The sequence below is a fragment of the Roseateles terrae genome, assembly GCF_014192155.1.
In the GTDB taxonomy this organism is placed as follows: domain Bacteria; phylum Pseudomonadota; class Gammaproteobacteria; order Burkholderiales; family Burkholderiaceae_C; genus Roseateles; species Roseateles terrae.
Genome location: NZ_JACHXO010000006.1, coordinates 217,222 through 239,343, shown reverse-complemented (window position 1 = coordinate 239,343; position 22,122 = coordinate 217,222). Strand labels below are relative to the sequence as shown.

At 68.8% G+C, this 22,122-nt stretch carries 17 protein-coding genes; 11 read left to right on the top strand and 6 right to left on the bottom strand.

The window, feature by feature from the left end; translation table 11 throughout:
- Positions 1–15 precede the first annotated feature (15 nt).
- The 5 genes from FHS28_RS17275 to FHS28_RS17255 all read left to right on the top strand — a co-directional run bounded on the left by FHS28_RS17275 (position 16) and on the right by FHS28_RS17255 (position 6,251).
- Complete coding sequence (locus FHS28_RS17275) at positions 16–1,242, top strand: NAD(P)/FAD-dependent oxidoreductase (protein ID WP_088453338.1); 1,227 nt, start codon at positions 16–18, stop codon at positions 1,240–1,242.
- A gap of 71 nt (positions 1,243–1,313) precedes the next feature.
- Entirely contained in the window at positions 1,314–2,069 is a 756-nt protein-coding gene (locus tag FHS28_RS17270) for a class II glutamine amidotransferase (RefSeq protein WP_088453339.1), read from the top strand.
- Between the two features lie 148 nt (positions 2,070–2,217).
- The gene (locus FHS28_RS17265; protein ID WP_088453340.1) at positions 2,218–3,474 is read left to right on the top strand and encodes a sensor histidine kinase; all 1,257 of its coding nucleotides are present in this window, start codon (positions 2,218–2,220) and stop codon (positions 3,472–3,474) included.
- Entirely contained in the window at positions 3,471–4,370 is a 900-nt protein-coding gene (locus FHS28_RS17260; RefSeq protein ID WP_088453341.1) for a LytR/AlgR family response regulator transcription factor, read from the top strand. The genes FHS28_RS17265 and FHS28_RS17260 overlap by 4 nt, the downstream gene beginning before the upstream one ends.
- Before the next feature lie 180 nt (positions 4,371–4,550).
- The gene (locus tag FHS28_RS17255) at positions 4,551–6,251 is read left to right on the top strand and encodes a M14 family metallopeptidase (protein WP_088453474.1); all 1,701 of its coding nucleotides are present in this window, start codon (positions 4,551–4,553) and stop codon (positions 6,249–6,251) included.
- An 84-nt stretch (positions 6,252–6,335) separates the two neighbouring features.
- Here FHS28_RS17255 and ypfH read toward each other — a convergent pair whose 3' ends face one another.
- From ypfH to FHS28_RS17235, 4 genes are all read right to left on the bottom strand, one after another.
- Entirely contained in the window at positions 6,336–7,040 is a 705-nt protein-coding gene (gene ypfH, locus FHS28_RS17250) for an esterase (RefSeq protein WP_088453342.1), read from the bottom strand.
- Positions 7,041–7,122: 82 nt separating this feature from the next.
- On the bottom strand, positions 7,123–7,467 hold the full coding sequence (locus FHS28_RS17245; RefSeq protein WP_088453343.1) for a thioredoxin family protein: 345 nt from the start codon (positions 7,465–7,467) through the stop codon (positions 7,123–7,125).
- 110 nt (positions 7,468–7,577) lie between these two features.
- A complete protein-coding gene (locus tag FHS28_RS17240) occupies positions 7,578–9,902 on the bottom strand; it encodes a sensor histidine kinase (RefSeq protein WP_221194044.1) in 2,325 nt (774 codons plus the stop codon).
- Entirely contained in the window at positions 9,899–10,609 is a 711-nt protein-coding gene (locus FHS28_RS17235) for a response regulator transcription factor (protein WP_088453344.1), read from the bottom strand. The genes FHS28_RS17240 and FHS28_RS17235 overlap by 4 nt, the downstream gene beginning before the upstream one ends.
- A gap of 158 nt (positions 10,610–10,767) precedes the next feature.
- Between FHS28_RS17235 and FHS28_RS17230 the strand changes: the two genes are divergently transcribed.
- Both FHS28_RS17230 and FHS28_RS17225 read left to right on the top strand, forming a co-directional pair.
- Entirely contained in the window at positions 10,768–12,132 is a 1,365-nt protein-coding gene (locus FHS28_RS17230) for an SPFH domain-containing protein (RefSeq protein WP_246410288.1), read from the top strand.
- A gap of 3 nt (positions 12,133–12,135) precedes the next feature.
- Positions 12,136–13,791 (top strand): SH3 domain-containing protein, encoded by a 1,656-nt coding sequence (locus FHS28_RS17225; protein WP_088453345.1) that lies wholly within the window; start codon positions 12,136–12,138, stop codon positions 13,789–13,791.
- 67 nt (positions 13,792–13,858) lie between these two features.
- Here FHS28_RS17225 and FHS28_RS17220 read toward each other — a convergent pair whose 3' ends face one another.
- A complete protein-coding gene (locus FHS28_RS17220; protein ID WP_088453346.1) occupies positions 13,859–17,116 on the bottom strand; it encodes a PAS domain-containing hybrid sensor histidine kinase/response regulator in 3,258 nt (1,085 codons plus the stop codon).
- A 193-nt stretch (positions 17,117–17,309) separates the two neighbouring features.
- Complete coding sequence (pyrF, locus tag FHS28_RS17215; RefSeq protein ID WP_088453347.1) at positions 17,310–18,155, bottom strand: orotidine-5'-phosphate decarboxylase; 846 nt, start codon at positions 18,153–18,155, stop codon at positions 17,310–17,312.
- Positions 18,156–18,229: 74 nt separating this feature from the next.
- Between pyrF and FHS28_RS17210 the strand changes: the two genes are divergently transcribed.
- The 4 genes from FHS28_RS17210 to FHS28_RS17195 all read left to right on the top strand — a co-directional run bounded on the left by FHS28_RS17210 (position 18,230) and on the right by FHS28_RS17195 (position 22,041).
- Entirely contained in the window at positions 18,230–18,991 is a 762-nt protein-coding gene (locus FHS28_RS17210) for a GNAT family N-acetyltransferase (protein WP_088453348.1), read from the top strand.
- Between the two features lie 162 nt (positions 18,992–19,153).
- Positions 19,154–19,849: a winged helix-turn-helix domain-containing protein gene (locus FHS28_RS17205; protein ID WP_088453477.1), complete on the top strand. Its 696-nt coding sequence runs from the start codon at positions 19,154–19,156 to the stop codon at positions 19,847–19,849.
- Positions 19,849–21,168, top strand: a complete 1,320-nt coding sequence (locus FHS28_RS17200) for an ATP-binding protein (protein WP_088453349.1) — start codon at positions 19,849–19,851, stop codon at positions 21,166–21,168. The genes FHS28_RS17205 and FHS28_RS17200 overlap by 1 nt, the downstream gene beginning before the upstream one ends.
- A 303-nt stretch (positions 21,169–21,471) precedes the next feature.
- Complete coding sequence (locus FHS28_RS17195; RefSeq protein WP_088453350.1) at positions 21,472–22,041, top strand: outer membrane beta-barrel protein; 570 nt, start codon at positions 21,472–21,474, stop codon at positions 22,039–22,041.
- Positions 22,042–22,122: the final 81 nt, after the last annotated feature.

The window sequence follows — 22,122 nt, the reverse complement described above, 5'->3', positions numbered from 1 at the left end:
GGCGAGAATCAGGGCATGACCGACGCCCGTTCCGAACTCCCTCTCCGCACCCAGGTGCTCATCATCGGTGCCGGCCCGGCCGGCGCCGCCGCTGCCCGCTGGCTGGCCCGCGCCGGCCTGGACGTGGTCATGGCCGACCAGCATCCGCTGGGCCGCGACAAGATCTGTGGCGACGGCCTGATCCCTGATGCCCACAAGGCGCTCGAGCGCCTGGGCCTGCTGGAGCGGGTGATGGCCAAGGCCCAGCGCTCCGGCCATGTGCGCTGCGTCGGACCCAGGGGCGGCAGCATCGACGTGCCCGGCCATCTGGCGGTGCTGCCGCGCAAGCAGCTCGATGAAGTGCTGAACCTGGCCGCCCAGGAAGCCGGCGCCCGGTTCCTGTCCCCCGCCCGGTTTGAAGCACCGCTGGAGGATCCCCAGGGGCGGGTGCGCGGCGCCCGGTTCCTGATCAACGGGCTGACGCACGAGATCGAAGCCGACTGGGTGCTGCTGGCCACCGGTGCGGTGCCCAAGGCGCTGACCGCTGCCGGCATGTGTGAACGTCACACCCCGAGTGGCGTGGCGCTGCGCGGTTATGTGCATGCGCCCTCGCTGGTGGGAGAGATCAAGGCGCTGGAGGTGGTCTGGTGCAAGCCGGTACAGCCGGGTTATGGCTGGATCTTCCCGGCGCCGGACGGCCACTTCAACATCGGCGTCGGGGTGACCGACAGCCACCGGGACCTCGCCGGCAAGGGCCAGAAGAAGGATGTGAACCTTCGCGCCATCTTCGATGCCTTCATCGGCTATCACCCGATGGCCAAACGCCTGATGGCCGAAGGCCAGCTGGTGGGCGACCTCAAGGGCGCGCCGCTGCGCTGCACCCTGAAGGGCGCGCGCTGGACCCGCCCCGGCCTGCTGGTGGTGGGAGAGGCCGCGGGCTCCACCTATTCCTTCACCGGCGAAGGCATCGGCAAGGCGATGGAAACCGGCCTGCTGGCCGCCGAGGCCATCCTGGCTCATCAGCAGGACGATGCCGCAGTGCGCGCCAGCTATGAAGAGGGCCTGCGGTCCCTGCAGCCCAAGTACGACCTCTACGAGCGGGGCAACCGGGTCAATGCCTTCCCCTGGCTGGCCGACCTGCTGATCTGGCGCGCCCGCAAGAGCCCGCGCCTGCTCAACCGCATGAGCGGCGTGCTCAACGAAACCAGCAACCCCGGCAACCTGGTCAGCTTCAAGGGACTCACCCGTCTGTTCCTGGAATAAGCGATCATGCCCATGCCCCGTCCTGATCCAGTCCGGACAGGACCGGGCCCCTGATTTTTCGGAGTTCCGCGATGTGCCAGCTGATGGGCATGAACGCCCGCCGCCCCACCGATGTGATGTTCAGCTTTGCGGGACTGGCCACCCGTGCCGACGAGCACAAGGACGGCTTCGGCATTGCGTTCTTCGAAGGTCGCGGCCTGCGCCACTTCGTGGACCATCACAGCGCGCGTGTCTCGCCGCTGGCCGAGCTGGTGAAGCACTATCCCATCCAGAGCGATGTGGTCATTGCCCACATCCGCAAGGCGACGCAGGGGGTCGTGTCGTTGGAGAACACCCATCCCTTCATGCGGGAGCTGTGGGGCCGCTACTGGGTGTTCGCCCACAACGGCGACCTCAAGTCCTTTCAGCCGCGGCTGCATGCCGCTTTTCGCCCGGTGGGCCAGACCGACAGTGAACGTGCCTTCTGCTGGCTGATGCAGGAGCTGGCCAAGGCGCATGCCGACATGCCGGCCATCGACGAGCTCAACCACACGCTGCGCGAGCTGCTGCCGCAGCTGAACCGGCACGGCACCTTCAACATGCTGCTGTCCAACGGCCAGGCACTGTGGGCCCATGGCTCGACGAAGCTGCACTACCTGCTGCGCCGGCCGCCCTTCGGCCCGGTGACGCTGCAGGATGAAGACCTGAGCATCGACCTGGCGGCCAAGACCACCGACGCCGACCGCATCGCCATCGTGGCCACCGAACCGCTGACGCGGGACGAGCCCTGGTGCGCCATCGAGCCCGGGCAGCTGAAGGTCTTCCAGGGCGGCGAGGCGTTGTGCTGAGGCGGCGCGGCGGGCCATCCAGCGGCGCGCTTCCGCCACTCGTCCCGTCCAGTCGCCATTCGCCGCAGGCCCCACACCGTGGGGCGGCAAGTGCCTAGACTGGGCACCGGTTCGACAACGTTCCAGCATCCGCTGCCGCTCGCCCATCATGCCGACACCGCCCCCTCCGACGGAAAGTCCCCGCATCGACTGGACCCAATGGGTGTTCCCCGGTCCGCGCCGCACCTTCACCGAGGCGGAGCTGGCCCGCGCCGGCCTGCAGCGCTGGTCCCTGGGCATCGACTGCTATGTCTACAGCAACGTCTTTGTCCTGGTGCTGCTGTTCTACAAGTTCCTGCCGCCGATGATTGCTACCGGCGTGCTGGTCACCACCATGATCGCCTCCGCCGGCGCGCTGGCGGTTGCGCGCTGGTTGTGGCGACAGCCCAGCCGCACCCGCTTCAATTTGGCCTCGCTGGGCACCGGCGCGCTGGCGGCACTGGTGCCGATCCTGATGGTGCATGCCGGCCACCGCGCCCTGATGCGGGACACCATGCCGCTGCTCGCAGGGGGCCTCGCCCTGACGCTCTCATCCTGGTGGTTCCTGACCATCTACCGATCCCAGCAGCTGGAGCATCGCCTGCGCGAGCTGGACGAGCAGCAGCAGCGGGTGGCGCTGGCGCAGCGTCTGGCGGCGGCGCAGATCCAGCCGCATTTCCTCTTCAACACGCTGGCCTCGCTGCAGCACTGGGTGGACACGCAGGACGCCCGCGGCGGCCCCCTGCTGCGTTCGCTCACCCGCTACCTGCGGGCCACGCTGCCGATGTTCGAGCACGACCGGCTGCCGGTGGCGCAGGAACTGCAGATCGTGCGGAGCTATCTGGACATCATGCAGGCCCGGCTGGGGCCGCGACTCACCTGGTCGGTCGAGACGGCGGGTGTGCCGGAGGCGGTGCTCGGTGAAGTGGCCCTGCCACCCGGCACCTTGCTCACGCTGGCCGAAAACGCCATCACCCACGGCATCGAGCCGAGCCTGCGCGGCGGGCATGTCGGCGTGGCCCTGCATCTGAGTGAGGACGGTCGGTGGCTGCGGCTGGAAGTGCAGGATACCGGGCCGGGTCTGCAGGCCGGCGCCTGCGACGGCATCGGCCTGAGCAACACCCGCGAGCGGCTGGCCGCGCAGTCGGACGGAGCAGCGCAGATGGGGCTGGAGTCGGCCTCGCCGGGTTGCCTGGCCTGGATCGAATGGCCGCTGTCAGCGGCGCCCTCAAGCCCGATCAGCCCAGATCGTGCCATCACCCCGGACCACCGCACCGGCAGGACCATCAGCACCGGCGCCACCAGCGGCACCAGCGGCAACCCCCTTGACGATCCTACCGACCCAGTGCGAAATCCGGCCGCAGCCCAGGAGCATGTGCAGCCATGAGTCTCTCTGTTCATCCCCCTTGCACCATTCTGATTGCGGATGACGAAGAAGGCCCGCGCGAGCAACTGCGGGCTGCGCTGGCCCGACTGGCGCCAGAGCTGACGGTGGTGGCCCAAAGCGCCAACGGCGTGGATGCCTGGGACGACTGTCTGGCCCTGGAACCGCAGCTGTGTTTTCTGGACATCCGCATGCCGGGCCTTTCCGGGCTGGAAGTGGCGCAGCGGCTGGCACAGCTGGCCGAGCCGCCGCAGGTGGTGTTTGTGACGGCGTATGGCGACCATGCCCTGTCCGCCTTTGAAGCCGGCGCGGTGGACTATCTGCTCAAGCCGGTGGAAGACGCGCGCCTGGAGCAGTGCCTGCAGCGTCTGCGTGCCCGAGCCGCAGGCGCCGCGGGCCCGGCTGGCATGGCAGGCACGGCGGGTACATCAAGCGCAGCGAGTGAGGACGCCTCCACCACGGCTCCCGGTTCCCTCGGCCTTAGCACGCACGACCCGCGTCCCGCCGCCCCCCCGGGGGGCCTGAATGCGGCCACGCTTGAGCTGCTGCGCCAATTGCTGCCGCCGCAGCGTCCGCCCATGCGCCCCATTCAGGCCAGCCAGGGCCGCGAGGTGCAATTGATTGCGCCGGAAGACGTGCTCTTCTTCCAGAGCGACAGCCGCTACACCCGCGTGGTGCATCGCGACGGCGAAGCCTGGATCCGCACCGCGCTGAAGGAACTGCTGGCCGATCTCGACCCGCATCTCTTCTGGCAGGTGCACCGCTCGGTGGTGGTCAACAGCCGCTTTGTGACCAGCGCCATCCGGCTGGACGAGAACACGATGCAGCTGAGCCTCAAAGGCAGTGCGGAGAAGCTGCCGGTCTCGCGCCAGTTCCAGGGCCTGTTCAAGGGACAGTGACCAAGAGGGCAGCAGGCAAGGGACAGTGGCAAGGGACACTGCGGGCGCCTTCCGCACGCCACGTCTGCGAAGCCGTCCGCACGAGGCGTGCTGCAGCGCTTCCCTAGTGTTTAGACCGAGGTCACCGGGCAGGGCAGGTCGGCACAATCCCCGAGTCGTTTTGACGCATCAGGGATGTCCATGACCGCATTGCCCACGCCCCGCTTCGACGAGTTTCCCCGGCACGAAGCGCTGACGGAGCTGCTGATGGCCTACGTGCAGGCCCGCCCCAATCTCGTGTCGGTGAGGTCCATCGGTCGCAGCCATGAGGGGCGGGACATCTGGGCCGTCATCGTCACCAACACCGCCACCGGTGCGGACGTCGACAAACCCGCCTTTTGGCTCGACGGCAACATCCATGCCTCCGAGCTGACGGCCTGCACCTCCTGCCTCTACTACCTGCACCATCTGGTCAGCCACTACGGGCAGGATGCCCAGGTCACCCACCTGCTGGACACCCGCACCGTCTACCTGGTGCCACGCCTGAACCCCGATGGCGCGGAGCTGGCCCTGGCGGACCGTCCGCGCCACATCCGGTCCTCCACCCGGCCGTATCCCTACGACGAGCCGCCGGTGGAAGGCCTGAACATCGAAGACGTGAATGGCGACGGCCGCATTCTCACCATGCGGATCAAGGATCCTCACGGCGGCTACAAGACCCATCCGGAGGACCCGCGCCTGATGGTGCCGCGCGAGCCCGGCGAATTTGGCGGCGAGTACTACCGCCTGATGCCCGAAGGCACGCTCATCAACCACGATGGCCTGACCATCAAGGTCAACAGCGACCTCGAGGGCCTGGACCTGAACCGCAATTTCCCTGCAGGCTGGCGGCAGGAGTTCGAGCAGTCGGGGGCCGGCCCGTATCCGGTCAGTGAGCCTGAAGTGCGGGCGATGGTGGACTTCCTGGTCGGCCATCCCAACATCGGCGCGGCCATCAGCTTTCACACCTTCAGTGGGGTGATCCTGCGCCCCTGCGGGACCCGCTCGGACGACGACATGCCGCCCGAAGACCTCTGGGCCTACCAGCGCTTTTCCGCGCTCGGCGAGAAGCACACTGGTTATCCGGTGGTGAGCATCTGGCACGACTTCAAGTACCACCCCAAGGAAGTGGTCACCGGCACCCAGGACTGGGTCTATGAGCATCTGGGTGCGCTGTTCTGGGTGGTGGAGCTGTGGTCGCCCAACAAGGAGGCGGGCATCTCCGGCTACAAGTGGATCGACTGGTTCCGCGAGCATCCGGTGGAGGACGACCTCAAGCTGCTCAAGTGGAGCGACGACGCCTGCAATGGCCAGGCCCATGTGGACTGGACACCCTTCCTGCATCCACAGCTGGGCGAGGTGGAGATTGGCGGCTGGGACAAGATGAATTACTGGCGCAATCCGCCGCCGCATCTGCGCGAGCGGGAGGCGGCGAAGTTCCCGCCATGGATGACGCAGATCGCGCTGAGCCTGCCCCGGCTGGAGCTGCTGCGCACCGAAGTGCGGGCCCTGGGGCCGGACACCTGGCGGGTGCGGCTGGCGGTGGCCAACAGCGGCTGGCTGCCGGCCTATGTGACCAAGCAGGCCCTGGCCCGCAAGCAGGTGCGCGGCGTGATGTTCGAGATCTTCCTGCCGCAGGATCCCGAGGTGAGCCTGGTCAGCGGCAAGCCGCGCATGGAAGGGCCGCATCTGGAGGGCCATGGGCCCAAGCAGACGCAGCAGGCCTTCCTGCCGGAGCGGGACATCACCGGCGACCGGGCGGTGGGGGAGTGGGTGGTGCGCGCGCCGAAGGGTACCCGCCTGCAGCTGGTGGCCAGCGCGGACCGCGCCGGCACGGTGAGGACGGAAGTGACGCTGGACTGAGCGCATCGGTGCGCGCGCCGCTCAGGCGCGAGCGCGCGCGGGGGCTCAGGTCTGGATGCCAAAAGCGCCGGGCTGGCCTCAGACTCAGTGCCGCGGCTCGGTCTTGTCCTGCTCGGCGGCGGTCAGTACCGCCTCGCGCCACAGACGCGCAGGGATGAAGGTCCGCAACTGCTCCATCGCGCGGTCGATGAGTTGCGGATGCAGCTCATGGCCGACATGCGGCAGCACATCTGCCGTGATGTCCGCGCCCAGCGACACCAGTTCCTGGGCTGCGCTCAGCAGCGGCGGATAGGGCAGCTCGGTGTCGTCCTTGCCATGCAGCAGATGGATGCAGACATCCTGCGGTGCATGCTGCGGCCAATAGGCATAACTGCCCGCAAACGCCAGCACGCGGCCGGCCAGGGCTTCTTCCTGCTGCAGCGCCTCCAGTGCCAGCATCGCGCCCTGCGAGAAGCCGCCCAGCGCGACCCGGTCCCAGGTCAGGTCCAGCTTTTCCGCCCATTGGCGCACCAGCGCGACCAGGGAGGGCACCGCGGCCGACAGCGCCAGCGCACGCAGCGTGTCGTCGCCCCGGTCGGAGAACCACTGGAAGCCAGCGCCGCCGCCGGGAATGCCTTCGAAGGGCTGGAAGCCGTTGGGCATCACCAGTGCAGCACGGGGGTACTGGCGATGCAGCGCTTCGGCCAGCGGGCGCATCTGTTCACCGTCCGCGCCAGCGCCATGCAGCAGCACAAACAGCAGTTCCGGAGGACCATCCTCGGGGAGCAGGACATGGGCAGTCTGAGTCATCACGCGATTGTCGCGCGATCAAGCGCGGGGTGCGGACCGCGTGCGGTGAGCCCCCACCTGCAACGTGGCCCTCGGGGCCGCCTCACCCTGCCGGCCCGTCAATGGCCAGCAGCGCGCGGCGGACCTCGTCCGCGCTGGTGGGACGCACCAGCCGCGCCACCTCCTGGCCGCCCTTCATGAAGATCAGCGTCGGCCACAGCTTCACCTTGAAGGACCGGCCCAGGGCCTGGCCTTTGCCGTCTTCCACCTTGATGTGGCGCACATCCGGATGGCCGCCGTCGAAGGCGGTCTCCAGCAGGCGCTGCGCACTGAGGCAGTGCGGGCACCACGGGGCACCAAACTCCACCAGGACCGGGCCTTGCTGGGAGAGGGTGTCCACGGCCTCACGTAGCGGTTCGGTCAATGCGTAATGAGCGTTCATTGGCATGGCAGTTCCTTCGCGGTTATCGGGCCGTTCCTCGGCGCTATCCGGGCGGCATGTGGGCGGCATGCGAGCTGTACCCGGGCAGCTCCCCGGCAGAGGGGAACCGACGGAGACTACAGCGTCGAAGGCGCGCCCACGGTGCGCAGCCCCAGTTCGAACACCACCCCATCCGGCAGATTCCGCGCCTGCAAGGTCCCATCCATTTTGGACAGATAGGTCTTGGCGACGAACAGCCCCTGGCCGCGCCGCTCGCCACCGGGCTGCGGCTCGGCATCCGACACGCCGTACTCAAAAATCTTGTCGAGCCAGCTGGCGTCGATCTGCGGACCCTGATTGCGGATGCTCAGCACCACGGTGGCATCTTCCCCGGCCGTCAGACTGAGGGCAATGGGGGTGCCGTCCACCCGGTATCGCTGGGCATTGCGCAGGATGTGGGTGACGGCATCTTCCAGCGCATACGCCTCCGCACGCACCCACAGCGGGCCCGGCAGCTGCGATTGGAACTGCACCTGCTCGATGCCGGCGTAATGGGCATTGGCCGCCACCTCGGCGCAGAAGGCGACCAGGTCCAGCGCCTCGGGATGCAGGTCGGCGCTGGCCAGCGCCTCGCTCGGGGATGCAGTGCCATACAGCACCTTCACCGCCTGCTGCATGCGCTGCACATACCGATGGCTCGGATCATCGCTGGCCCCATGCAGCAGCATCAGCGACTGCAGCGGCGACATGATCTCGTGTCCCACCGCATGCCACATGTCGCGCTCCCGTTCGGCGCGCAACTGCTCGCGGCGAAGGCCGTCCTTCACTCGCTGCAGCAGGTCCGACAGGCTGCCCGCCAGAATGCCCAGTTCATCACTGCCGCGCAGATCGGTCACATCCAGCTCGCCGATGCGCTGTTCGGCGCGGGCATCCTGCATGTTGTAGCTGACGGCCGCAGCGCGGCGCGTCAGCACCGCAATCCGGCGGATCAGGCCCAGTTCCACCAGCAGCCAGGCCAGCGCAATGGCGGCCAGCATCGCAGCGGCCAGCCACGCCAATGGACGGGCCTCCAGCGCCAGTTGACGGTCCAGGCTGCGCAGGTCACCGCGCAGGATCAGCTGATAACGGCCGCTGGGGGTCGTGACCTCGTCGCGGGCCTGCAGCCAGCGGCCGGCCTCCGCGTCCATGCCGTCCACCGGCAGGCGGCGGATGAGATGGATGAGCCACGGGACGGCCTGCTCGGGCAGGTCGGGACCGCGGCGCTCGGCGATGGTCAGCGGCAGCTTGAGACGGTTGGTGGGCAGGCGGTCGATGCGCAGGGTCTCGCCGGGCTGCAGACCCGCGCCGAGGCGGTCCAGCGACAGGGCCAGGGACGCGCCGGGGCGGGCGCTGTCGAAGAGAACGGGCGCGGGCAGGGCTTCATCCGTCGAAGGGCCCAGCAGTTCCACCCGCACACGGGTCCGGGCCAGATCGGCGGGCGGCCAGACCGGCGGGCTGCGCTCGAACAATGATTCCCGCCAGGCATCGACCGGCAGACGGAGGGCGTAGAAGGCGCGGCGGGTGCAGTCCGCGCTGGCGGCACTCGGGGCGCTGATCGGGATGATCGCACCGGACGCGCCCGTGACGGCCGTGCCGACCACCCGACTGGCCGCGCCGATGACGGGCCGGTGGCCAGCATCACTGCCAGCACCACTGATGGCGGCGCTGGTGCCGGTGCGCAGCGCATCGGCCATCGCGACCGGCCCCGGCTCGCTCTCCACACAAGCGCCCTCCCGCCACAGCCACCCGCGGAACTCCCGCACCGGGCGCGCCTGCCGCTCCAGCACCGGACCGGTTTCCACAAACCCGGCCAGCCGTCCGCGCTGGCTGCCATTGCTGCTGGCGGCCATCGTCTCGAATGGCGCGATCCATGTCTGCCCCCCACCGGGCACCGTCAAGGTCACCCGGGCCCGGTGCACCTGCCGGATGTCCAGCGCGCCCCGCTCACGGCCGACCAGTGGCGGCAGATCCAGCCCGCCCACCACATACACGAAGCTGCCGGCAAAGGCATTCGAGCCCACGGCCACGCACAGGCTGGCGCCATCGGGCCAGCGCAGGCCGCAGCCGGCCATCTCGACCGCCCGCTGGGCCTTGTTCTGGTCGTCGTAATCGATGGCGGAATAAGGCAGCATCACCGGCGTCTGCCCGGCGGCATCCCCGGCCGTCATCGACGGATTCAGCAGCGCCAGCTGCCCGCTGGGATGCCGCAGCTGCAGCACGATCTCGGACAGCGATTGCCGGAAGCCCTGCGCATACCGCTGATAGCTGCGCTGCTTCTGGTCCTTCAGCACGGTGAGCACCAGCAGCACCGTGGCCACCGCCAGCAGCAGGAATGCCAGGTGCACCACCAGGCGTCGGCGAAAGGCGGCCAGGCCCAGTCGTGGCACGGCCAGTGCCGGCAATTCCACCGGGCCGAGTCTCATCGCGGGCTTGACCAGCGGAAGCCGCGCATCGGCACGTTCTCGATGGCATCGAAGCCGGGGTCCACCTCCCGCAGCGCTTCCCGCAGGGTGGAGACATGCTTGCGCACGTTGTCGCGGGTGCGGCCGCTTTTCACCACGTCATACAGCTCTTCATACGACACCACCTGCGGCGCCCGCTGATGGAGCGTCGCCAGGATGCGTTGAGCCGTTAGCGGCAGGTTGATGCGCTGGCCGCGCCACAGCGGGCTGCGCTGCCACAGCGGGTCCAGCTGCAAGGCGTCCGGAGCGGTGTCGACCGGGGCGGCCCCGGTGCGGGCGCGGGCGGCGCGCAGGATGTCGAGGAAGGTGTCCGTGAACTCGGCTTCGTCGAAGCTGGTCTTCTGCAGATAGTCCCAGGCGTCCAGCGCCTTCATGATGCCGCGGTAGATGGCCGCCGGCATGGCCGACACCACCAGCACCGGCGTGCCGGCATTGAGCTTGTTCAGTGCATTGATCAGCGCCACGCCGGCATGGCGTTCGCGGCCGAGTTCGATGTCCAGCACCACCATGTCGTAGGCCTCGCGGGCGAGGGCGGCTTCGGCGCTGTCGCGGTCGAACCATTGATCGACCTGCAGCTCGGGACGGGCGGCCCGGATCCAGCCGGCCAGTTGCTCGCTGGTGGGGCGGTCGTCCTCGATCACCGCCACCCGGTTCTTGGGTTGTGCCATGGCGCGGATTATCGGCAGGCGCGGCGGCCCCCGGCGTGAAGGTTTCTTCCGGGGTGTGAACACATGTGCCGGCGGCTGCATTGAGCCTTCCGCGCCGTCTGCGGACCATGGAGGACATCAACACAGCCCCACGATCGGGGCCCCCGGAGGACCTCACCATGACCCAGCCTGACCTGCCCGAATCGACGAACCAGCCGTCTTCGACCGGGTCCCCCAACCGTCTGAAGCGCTTCGGCGCGTCGATGGCGGGCGTGTTCCGCAAGGCCGCCAGCGGTGGCTTCGCCCGGGCCGGTCGCCAGGCCGGCGGCGGCGTGCCGTCCGGTGACGGTCTGCGCCGCGCTGGCCAGGGCCTTCGGCGCTGCGCCCCCTGGCTGCTGGGGGTCACCGCCGTGACCGCCGCCATCGGTGTGCTGATGGCCCATCCGCCCGCCCATGAAGTGCCGCGCGGCACGGTGAGCGTGCGTCAGAACCTGTTGACCGGCAGCGTGGTGGAAGCGCGCACCGGCACGCTGCTGGTGGTGCCGGGCCTGCATACGGTGCGGGACCTGCCGCTGCGCGACCGCAGCTTCCATCCCACCCGCTTCGCCCGCGCCGACGGTGAGGCGCCGCTGCAATCGCTGGAAGGCCTCTCCCTGGGCCTGGACCTGACGGTCCGCTGGACGCTGGACACCTCGCGTCTGGCCGCGCTGGCAGCCACCCTGCCCGATGACATCGAAGGTGACGTCATTGCGCCGGCCCTGCAGGGCATCGTCTATCGCCAGATCGCCACCCACACCGTGCGGGAGATTTTCTCCACCCAGCGCGGCCCCATCCAGCAGGCGCTGGAGGCGGAACTGCGCAGCAAGCTGGCCGCGGACGGCATCGTGCTGCGCAGCGTCGAGATCGGCAATGTGGACCTGCCGCAGGAATACCGGACGGGTCTGGAGACGCTGCTGTCGGAAGGCCTGGCCAGCGAAAAGATGCGCTACACGCTGGAGCTGCAGGAGAAGAAGGTGCGCCAGACCGAGCTGGAAGCGGCGGCCGACAAGGTGCGCCGCGAAACCGCCGCCGAGGCGGCCGCCCGCGAACAGGTGATCGCCGCACGCGGTCAGGAGGAAGCGATGAAGCATGTGCTGCCCTTCAAGCAGCGTCAGGTGGAGCAGCGCCAGCTGGAGGCGGAAGCGGACCGGGTGTCCCGCATCCGCATGGCCGAAGGAGCTGCACAGGCCCGCACCATCGAGGCGGACGGTGAAGCCAAGGCCCGCGAAAAGCTGGCGGATGCCGAGGCCTATCGCCAGACCCGCATCGGCAAGGTGGCGGTGGACCAGATGGCGGCCGAAGGTGCGCTGCTGAGCCGTCATCCGCTGCTGATCCAGAAGGCGATGGCGGACAAGCTGTCGGACAAGGTGCAGGTGATCATCGCGCCGCCGCCGTCCGATGGCGGCTTCATCGGCAAGACGCTGCTGGGCAGCCGCGAGGGTGGCGCCGCTGCTGCTGACGGTGCGCCGACCGCGGCCGCCCGTCCCCAACAGGAGCAGGAGTAAGCCATGCGTCCGATGCTGTGGACGGCGGGTGTGGCCGTGATGGGAGCCCTGGTGCTGACCGTGTCGGCGCCGGCCCTGGCCGCCACCGCCCTGGTGGTGCAGGACAACGTGGCACTGCGCGCCGCCGCCAAGGACTCCGCACCGGTGCAGGCGCAGCTGGCGCGCGGCGAAGCGCTGGAAATCCGGGGCGAGCGCCTGGATCACTTCCAGGTCTACGACTACCGCCGGGAGCGTGGCGGTTTCGTGCGCAAGAGCCAGTTGCTGCCGCTGGACGGGCCCACGGGCGAGCCGGCCTCACTGCTGGCTGCGCTGCGCCTGGTGCGGCAGCAGCCAGGGGAGGAGTCACTCGGGCTCGGGCTGGCCGCCGCTTATGTGCAGGCGGCGACGGCGCAGCAGATGAACGGTGAGACCGGTGCCGAAGTGCTGGATGCGATGGGCACGCTGTCGGAGCGTCTGGCGGATCGGGCCTCGCGCAATACGCCGCGGCCGGATGGATCGCCGTCACCGGCGGATGTGCAGGTGGCGGCGCAGCTGGATGTCGCAGCCCGTTATGGCATCCGCTTTCGCACGATCGAGCGCGAGTCGGGCGTGGTGCAGCTCTGTTATGACGGGGAGGCCTTCCGGCGTGTGATGGCCATGCCGGCCGCTTCGCCCGAGCAGCAAGCGCGGGCTGCGCTCTCGCTGACCCGTGCCGATTGCATGGCACCGGCCACGACGCCCGCGCAGCGGGAACCGAAGGAGCAGTGGCGAGCCGAGGTGCTGGACAAAGTGACGCTGCAGGGGCTGCCCGGTCATTGGAAGAATCGGGTGCTGATGCGCCAGGTGGCGGTGTGGAGCAGTCTGGCAGATGCGCGGGCACGTCGGGCGCAGATGGCGACGTCGCCGGCCCTCGCCGTGCCCCTGGTCTCCGCATCGGCATCGGCAGAATCCGCGAAGACCGGTGCGCAGGAAGTGCTGCGGCAGGCACCATCCGAGGCCTCGACCCCGCCGGCTCAGATTGCCCAACAGGCCCAACAGGCCCAACAGGCCCAGCAGGCCGCCGCGAAGGCTTTGTCCGCCTTCGCCCTGATCAATCCTCCGGATCTGGCTGACGATGACCAGGCGGCCTTCAACGAAGCCGTGATGCGGGGCAACGCCACCCGCTGGCTGGCCCTGCCGCCGGCCGCCAGCGAGCAGACGCTGGCCGGTCTGCGCCTGACGGTTCAAGCCGGCCAGCCGGGCGAGACCTGCCTCACGCTCAGCGCGGTGAATGGGCGCGATGCCTTGCTGCGGCACTGCGGCTGGGGCCTGGTGTCTGCGGCCTCGGCGCGGGTCAATCGAGAAGGCACGGCCGTGGCCCTGGCTTCCGTGCCCACCGATGGCTGGCGCGAACTGTGGCTGCTGCGCAAGACACCGCAGGGCTGGCGCCTCACCGTGCTGCCGCCGAGCGCCGCGCAACCCGGTATCGGATATGCGGAACTCGCCGGCTTCGCACCGGGCGGCAAGGAGATGCTGGTGGCGCGGGAGTCCCGCGCGGAAGGGCGGTATCGCCGCAGCTATGAGGTGGTGGACCTGGAGACGTTGGAGACGCGGCGGCAGGCCGGGGAGCCGGGCTTGTTGGGGGCCTTCCAGCGCTGGCAGTCGCCGGACTGGAAAGCGGCCAGTCTCAGCCAGCGCTGACTGCCCTCGCGGAGCGTGAGAGCACCGCCTGGCGGAACCGGTCCGGGCGACCCGTCCGGGCGGTTGCTCAGGGCGACCGCCCCGTCAGACTCACCAGCACCTCGCGCAGCCGCTGGGCATCGATCGGCTTGGTGAGGAACTCGTTCATGCCGGCTGCCAGCGCTTCGTCCCGCTCCTGGGTCAGCGCGGCCGCCGTCAGGGCGATGATCGGCAGCTCCCTCGCATTGAAGTGCTGTCGCAGCTCCCGGGTCGCCTCATGGCCGCTCATCACCGGCATCTGCACATCCATCAGCACCGCATCAAACGGACGGCCCATGCTGGCCGCCGCATGCACCGCTTCGACCGCCTGGCGTCCGTCGTTCGCCTGGGCCACTTCCGCGCCCCACTGCTCCAGCATCGCCACGGCGATCAGCATGTTCACCGGGTTGTCTTCCACCATCAGCACCCGGGCGCCCTGCAGCGCCGGGGCCTGCATCGGCTCGCGCGGTTGCTGGCTCATCGGCGCCGGGGCCGCTGGCAACGGCAGTTCCGCCCAGAACGTGGCACCCTGGCCGGGCTGGCTGATGACGCCCACGCTGCCGCCCATCAGCTCGGCCAGCTCGCGGCAGATGGACAGTCCCAGCCCCGTGCCTCCATAGCGCCGGGTGGTCGACTCATCGGCCTGGGTGAAGGGCTGGAACAGCCGCTGCTGCATCGCTTCGTCGATACCCGGTCCGGTGTCGCTCACTTCGATGCGCAGGCGCTGTCCGTCGAGGCTGCGCACGCGCACGCTGACGCTGCCATGGTCGGTGAACTTCAGCGCATTGCTCAGGTAATTGCCCAGGATCTGCCGCGTCCGAACCGGGTCCCCAAACACCCAGGCCGGCACCGCGTCGTCCACCGCCACGCTGAAGGACAGGCCCCGCGCCTGCGCCAGCGTGAGATAGCCCATGCGCAGCGTGGCGAGCATGTCGCGCAGCGCAAAGGGCACCGTCTCCAGCGTCAGCCGGCCGGCTTCAATCTTGGAAAGATCCAGAATGTCGGACATCAGCCCGGAGAGGCCTTCGGCGCTGTCCAGCATCTGGTTGAGGTAGTGGCTGCGGGTGTCCGGATCCAGATCGGATTGCTGCAGCAACCGGGCCAGGCCCACCAGACCATTGAGCGGCGTGCGGATTTCGTGGCTGATGTTGGCCAGGAAGGCACTCTTGGCCCGGCTGGCGGCCTGCGCCTCATCCTTGGCCTGGGCCAGCGCCGCTTCCACGCGGCGCCGCTCCGTCACGTCTTCCATGATCCAGATGGTGCCGCCGCGGCTGGGGTGGTTGGGGTCCACCGCGCGGGCCAGGATCCGGCAGAGGAAGCGGCTGCCATCGCGCCGCCGCATCAGCCGCTCCACCTCCACCGGGTCCCCGGCCGCCAGACGCGGACCGAATTCCCGCACGAAGCTGCCGCCATCTTCCGCACTGGGCCAGACCACGCTGTCGGGCTGGCCGACCAGGGACGGGGTGGACCAGCCAAACATCTCCTCGGCCAGCCGATTGGCCTGGACAAAGCGCTGGTCCCGCGTGAGCGTGATGCCGATGGAGGCGTTCTCCAGAATCGCGGCATGGACCAGCCGGGTGCGCTCCGATTCGGTCACATCCCGCGAGGTCACCACGTAGTAGGTCACGCCGTCCATCACGAAGGGCGCGGCCGACATCAGCATCGGCACCACCTGTCCGCTGCGGGTGACGAAGCTGGCCGGCACGTCATTCATGCGCCCATGCAGCTTCAGCATCTCCACCAGCCGCACCCGGTCCTGCGGGTTCTGCCAGATGCCGATCTCTTCGGTGCTGCGGCCCAGCACCTCGTCGCTGGTGTAGCCGGTCAAGCGCTCGAAGGTCTTGTTGACCATCACATAGCGGCCGGTCGCGGCCTCGGTGAGCGTCACCACGTCCGGGCTGGTCGCGAACAGGTGGGACAGCAGCGCCTCCGAGCGGCGCAGCGCTTCCTGCGCTCGCGAAGCCTCGGTCTGGTCGATGAAGAAGGAGAGGGTGGCCGGACCGGTGGCCGCTTCCACCCGCACGCTCGTGGCCTGCACCAGTCGCCGGCGGCGCGAGAGGGTGCGCAGGCGGAATTCCATCATCGGCAACATCGCGCCGACCGGCATCGATTCGATCTTGGTGGCCCGCTCGCGGCCTACCTCCTCATCCCCGGGCTCGTAGTGAGAGAACAGGTCCTGGCCGATCATGCTGGAGCGCTGGGTGTAGCCGAACATCGCCATGGCGGCGGGGTTGGCATCCATCACCCGGCCCCAGCGGTGCAGTACCAGCGGCGAGGGCGAGCGGCGGAACAGCTCGCGGTAGCGGGTCTCGGTGGCGAGCATGGCCTGCTCGGTCTGCACCTCGTCGGTGACGTCGCGGCCCACGCCCCAGTAACCGCGGAAGTTGCCCTTGGCATCGAAGCGGGGTTCGCCGCTGACGGACACATGGCGGAGCGTGCCGTCTTCCGCGGTGCGGCGCATCATCAGCGCACGGAAGGGGCGGTGGGATTCCAGATCGGCGCGGTGGGCGTCCATGTCCTCATCGGAGAGGCCGAGGTTCTCGACCTCCCAGGGCGCACGTCCCAGGCGGCTGCCCAGGGACAGGCCGGACGCGCCGGGCTGATGTTCCGCCAGATGAGTGAAACGGTACTGACGGTCCATCTCCCAGTACCAGTCGGCGGCCATCGTCAGCAGATGGCGGAAACGGGCATGGCGATCGCCGACTTCCTGCAGCGTGCGGCGGATGAGCTTCGAGGTGCCCAGGCCCACCACCAGACCGGTCAGCAGCAGGATGCCCTGGGTCAGCAGACGGCTTTCAAGGCTCGCGGCCGGCGGGTGGGCCAGCAACCATCCGCCAAGTTCCGCCGAGGCCAGCCCCCCCAGGATGGCCACGGCCAGGCCGAAGATGGTCAGTCCGGCGCCCAGGCCGATCGTGCCGGTGGCCAGCGCCACCATCAGCCCCATGATGCCCAGCGACTGCGCGCCGACGCCCTGATGCCGCGACACCGCCACCGACAGCGCCAAGGTCAGCGCCAGCGCCAGCATCAGCAGCATGGCGCCCTGCACCCGCAGCGTCGGCAGGCGCCAGAGCAGGGCCAGACCGGTCACGGTGGTGGTGAGGGCCACCAGCGGAGGCACCAGGCCCGACCAGGGCTCCACGGGCTGGATGCTGAAGGCCAGCAGCAGGCCCGCCAGGGCGGACAGCACCACACACGCGGCAATGAACAGCCGCGCCGCGCGCCATTGCAGCGCGGTCGGCAGGCGGTCGCCATGCGGCAGCTCCTGTCCGACCAGACTGCTCAGATCGTCCTGAGAATCCTTGCTCACCCTTGTCGCCCAACGTTGTTGATCCGGACCTGTGACGTCCGGTTACGAAGTCTCGGCGACGCGCGGTGAAACTGGATGAGGGCCGAACCCCGAAAACCACGGTCCGGCGCGCGCGCTGTGGGTTTGTGCCAATTAATTGGCGGCGCGCAGTCACCCCGCCCGCGTCTGGACGCGCCGGGAACGGCCCGAGGGGTCAGCCGGCGGCGGGGGGCGAGGCGGGACGCAGTGAGGCGCGTGTCGCCTGCGCGACGCGGCGGGCCACGGCGGCGAAGTCTTCGCCGGCCGAGGCATACAGCACCGCCCGCGACGAGTTCACGATCACCGTGCCGCCACCTTGCGACACCCGCCAGCCCGCGGCCACGGTGGCCTGCGCATCGCCGCCCTGGGCGCCGACGCCCGGCACCAGCAGTGGCAGGTCCGGCGCCAGCGCGCGCACCCGCTCGATCTCCTGCGGATAGGTGGCGCCCACCACCAGGCCGAGCTGGCCGTTGAGGTTCCAGTCGCCCTGGGCCAGGCGGGCCAGGTGTTCGAACAGACGCGGCTGACCGGGCTGGTCGGCCAGACGCTGCATCTGCCAGTCGTCACCGCCCGGATTGGAAGTGCGGCACAGCAGGAAGGCGCCCTTGTCCGGATAACGCAGGTAGGGCTCGACGCTGTCGCGGCCCATGAAGGGCGAGAGCGTCACCGCATCGGCCTGGTAGCGCTCGAAGGCTTCCCGGGCGTATTGCTCGGCGGTGGCGCCGATGTCACCGCGCTTGGCGTCCAGGATGACGGGCACCTGCGGCGCGGTGCGCTTCATGTGGGCCATCAGCTGTTCCAGCTGGTCCTCGGCGCGATGCGCGGCGAAGTAGGCAATCTGCGGCTTGAAGGCGCTCACCAGGTCTTTGGTGGCGTCCACGATGGCGGCGCAGAAGTCGTAGATGCGGCCCGCGTCGCCCTTCCAGTGGGTGGGAAACTTGGCCGGATCGGGATCCAGGCCGACGCACAGCAGCGAATCGTTCAGGCGCTCGGCCGCGCGCAGTTGGTCCAGGAATTTCATGGGCGATATTGTGCCTGCGAGGCGCCGGAAATTTCAGGGATGATGGGCCCCATCACCGACGTGGGGGAGATGGCATGGAGGTCTTGAGGACAGCCCGGCTGCGGCTGCGCTGGTTTGCGACATCGGATGCACCGCAGATTCTCGAGTTGCTGAACGATCCGGGCTGGATCGCCAACATCTACGACTCGGAAGTGCGCACCGAGGCGCAGGCGGTGGAATGGCTGAAGCTGCGGCTGATGGCCCGCTACTGGCACCTGGGGTATGGCTTCTGGGCGGTGGAGCGGCTGAAAGATGGACAGTTTCTCGGCCTGTGCGGGGTGATCAAGCGCGACGGGCTGGACCATCCGGACATCGGTTACGGCCTCCTGACCCGCCACTGGGGTCAGGGCTACGCCCGGGAGGCGGCGGCCGCCACCTTCGAGTACTGCCGCACCGTGCTGGGCATGCGACAGGTGATGGGCACCACGGGTCCGGAGAATCTCGCTTCGGCCAAGGTGCTGCTAGCCATCGGCCTGCAGGACCAGGGGGTGCATCAGACCCAGGCGCATGAAGGGCTCTCCCGGGTGTTTGAATGGACTGATCCCCGGCCGGCAGATGACATGGCGGATCTGGCCGCCCTGCGCCTGCGCTGGCGTGATGCGCTGACCCGACCGGACCGGGCGTGCACCTTCAGCGCCTGCGTGACGCCGGAGGTGTCGGCGCGCTGGGCGACCGGACGCGAGGACTTCTCCGAATCGGCCTACCGGGCGCTGGTGCGCCAGTACGCCGGGCAGGCCGAGGATCCGGACCTGCAGGCCGTGCCCACCCCGCTGGGCTGGCGCTTTCATCTGCCGTAAGCGCCTTGCGCGAGGGGGGCCTGGTGCGCGTGGTGCGCGTGGGGTGCGTGGGGTGCGTAGGGTAAGTGGGGTAAGTGGGATGCGTGGCGCACGTGGTGCAGGTGGCGCAAGCGGAATGCCCGTCGCACGCACGAAATGGCCAGCTCGCCTATGCTTGCGGCCATGGATGCCGTAGCCCGTATATTGCTGATTGAAGATGATGAACGACTGGCCCAGCTGGTGGCCGATGCCCTCCGGAAGTCCGCCTATGCGGTGACCGTCAGCGGCGACGGTCTGGCCGGCGAAGCACTGGCCCGCCAGGAGCCGTTCGACCTGATCCTGCTCGATGGTCACCTACCCGGCAAGGACGGCTTCGATGTGCTGCGTGACCTGCGCCGGGACTTCACCGGTCGCATCGTCATGCTCACCGCCCGCGATGACGACATCGACCAGGTGCTGGGCCTGGAAGGTGGCGCCGACGACTACATCACCAAACCAGTGGCGCCTCGCGTGCTGCTGGCGCGCATCAAGGCGCTGCTGCGGCGCGATGCCGCGCCAGCCGTCCCGCCCCTGGGCGAGGCGATGCATTTCGGGCCGCTGACGCTGTTGCCGCAATCCCGCGAACTGCGTCTGAATGGGGAGCCGGTGCCGCTCACCACCGCCGAATATGAACTGCTGACCTTCCTGGCGCAGCGCGCCGGTCAGGTGGTGAGCCGCGACGACATCATGCAGAGCCTGCGAGGCCTCGAATTCGACGGGCTGGATCGCGCCATCGATGCGCGCATCTCGCGCCTGCGCAAGAAGATCGGGGACGACGCCCATTCCCCCACACGCATCAAGACGGTCCGCGGGCAGGGTTATCTGTTCGCCATGGACTGATGGCCGGCCTGACGCTGCGCGCTTCGCTGCTGCGCATCGCCCTGGGTCTGGGGCTGGCGGTGCTGGCCCTGGCGCTGCTGGTGGAAGGGCTGGTGCTGATCGGCGCTTCCGAAGTCACCGACAACTATGTGCGCAGCTTCATGCGCGGCACGGTCGATCTGCTGGTGAAAGACCTGGGGCCGCTGGACCCGTCCGCCCGCCGCGAACGGGTGCGGGAACTGGACGCGCAGTTCGACTATCCGGTGCGGCTGATTCCGGCGGTGGACAGCAGGCTCTCCGCTGAGCAGCGACGCAAGCTGGCGCGCGGGGAGGTGATCGTCACCGGCTTCAACCGCCGCATCTACGCTGCGATTCCCGGCGAGCCGGATCAACTGCTGCTGCTCGGTCCGCTGGACTCGCGCCGCGCTGGTGAGCTGCCCAAGGAACTGGCGTCGCAGCTCGCCGTGGCGGTGGTGCTTGCACTGGCCGTGGCGGTGCTGGCGTGGTGGCAGTTGCGTCCGTTGTGGCGGGACCTGCGTGGCCTGCAGCGCGCGGCCGAGCGGCTGGGCGCCGGCCGGCTGGACACCGAGCTGCCGGTGCTGCAAAGCCGGCTGTTCGCGCCGGTGGTGGTGGCGAGCCGCGCCATGCTGGAGCGCCTGGCGACGGCACTGGCGACGCAGCGGGAAATGACCGGCGCCGTGTCGCACGAACTGCGCACGCCGCTGGCGCGGCTGCGCTTTGCGATCGATGCGCTGGTGGACGAAGAAGACCGTGACGCGCGTGAGCAGGCGGTGCAGGCTTGTGAGCGGGACATCGATGAACTCGACGCGCTGATCGACGCCAGCCTCACCGCTGCCCGCATGGACATGGGCGCGATGCAGCCGGAGCTGATTCGCGGCGATCTGGGTGCGTTGCTGACGCAGGAGGCCCGGTCCCTGGAGCCGCTGCTGGACGGCAAGCTGCTGGAGATGGACGTGCGGCTGCCCGAGCAGGTCTCCTTCGATCCGAAGCTGGTGCCTTATGCGCTGCGCAACGGGCTGCGCAATGCGGCGCGTCATGCGCGTACACGCATCCACCTGTCGGCGTGGTCGGAAGCGGGGCAGTTGTGGATGGCGATCGATGACGACGGAGAGGGCGTCGCGCCGGCGCTGCGTGAGGCGGCGTTCGAGCCCTTCAAGCGGCTGGAGAAGAATCCCCGCACAGGCACCCGCGGCTTCGGCCTGGGGCTGTCGATCGTGCGTCATGTGGCGCAGGCGCATGGCGGGCAGGCACGGCTCGGCGAGGCGCCGCGCCTCGGTGGCGCGCGGCTGCTGCTGCACTGGCCGGTGGACGGGCCCTGACGTCCCGCAGCCGCTTCCTTCGTGCTTCCAGCGCCTTCGCCTGCTTGGATGAGCCTGGTGGGCCGCTGGCCATCGCCGGGGCCAGGGCTTGCGTGAAGCTATGCAAAGCCCGTTGCCGTGCGCTGTCAACAACCGTCACAAACCGCCTCAACAGGCGCCACAGACAGGGAGAACCCGGATTCTCAGAATAAGGCCCATGTCGAACGCGAACCCCACCGGATCTCCCGGAGGCGCACACCGACAGGAAACCCAAGCGCTGCGACGCATCACGCGTCAGGCGCTCAGCTCTGAAGGAGAGTCCTCATGAACCGCAAGAACAACAACACCGTCGTGTCCCAAGGCAAGAAGGCTGGCCTGCTGGCGGCTGCCGCCGTGGCGCTGACCCTGGGTTCGGGCCTGGCGATGGCAGCTGACACCCCGTATTACATCGGTGGAGACGTCGGCAAGGCGAGCCAGCGTGTCGACGGCAACGCCCAGAAGCGTTCCAGCGACAGCTACAGCATCTTCGGTGGCTACAAGCTGAATGAAAACTTCGCTGTCGAAGCGGCCTACACCGACCTCGGCAAGGTGGACTTCGGCGGCGTGAGCGCCAAGAACAAGGTCTACTCGCTGGACGGCATTGCCCGCGCCCCGCTGGGCAACAACTTCGGCATCTACGGCAAGGTGGGTGTGGCTTACGCGCAGCGTGACTACTCGGCCGGCCTGGGCGACGAAGACAAGACCGGTCTGAAGCTGGGTGTGGGCGTGGACTACGCGCTGACCAAGAACGTGTCGCTGCGTGCGGAAGCCACCCGCTACAACAACATGCCGGACGCCAATGGCTTCAACAAGAAGGTGGACCGCCTGGGCGTGGGCGTGGCCTACCAGTTCTGATCGGGCCTGACCTGATCTGAACCCTGAGCCGATTCGCGGGACCTGCGGATCGGTTGAAGCCAGAACCGTGTTCTGATGCCT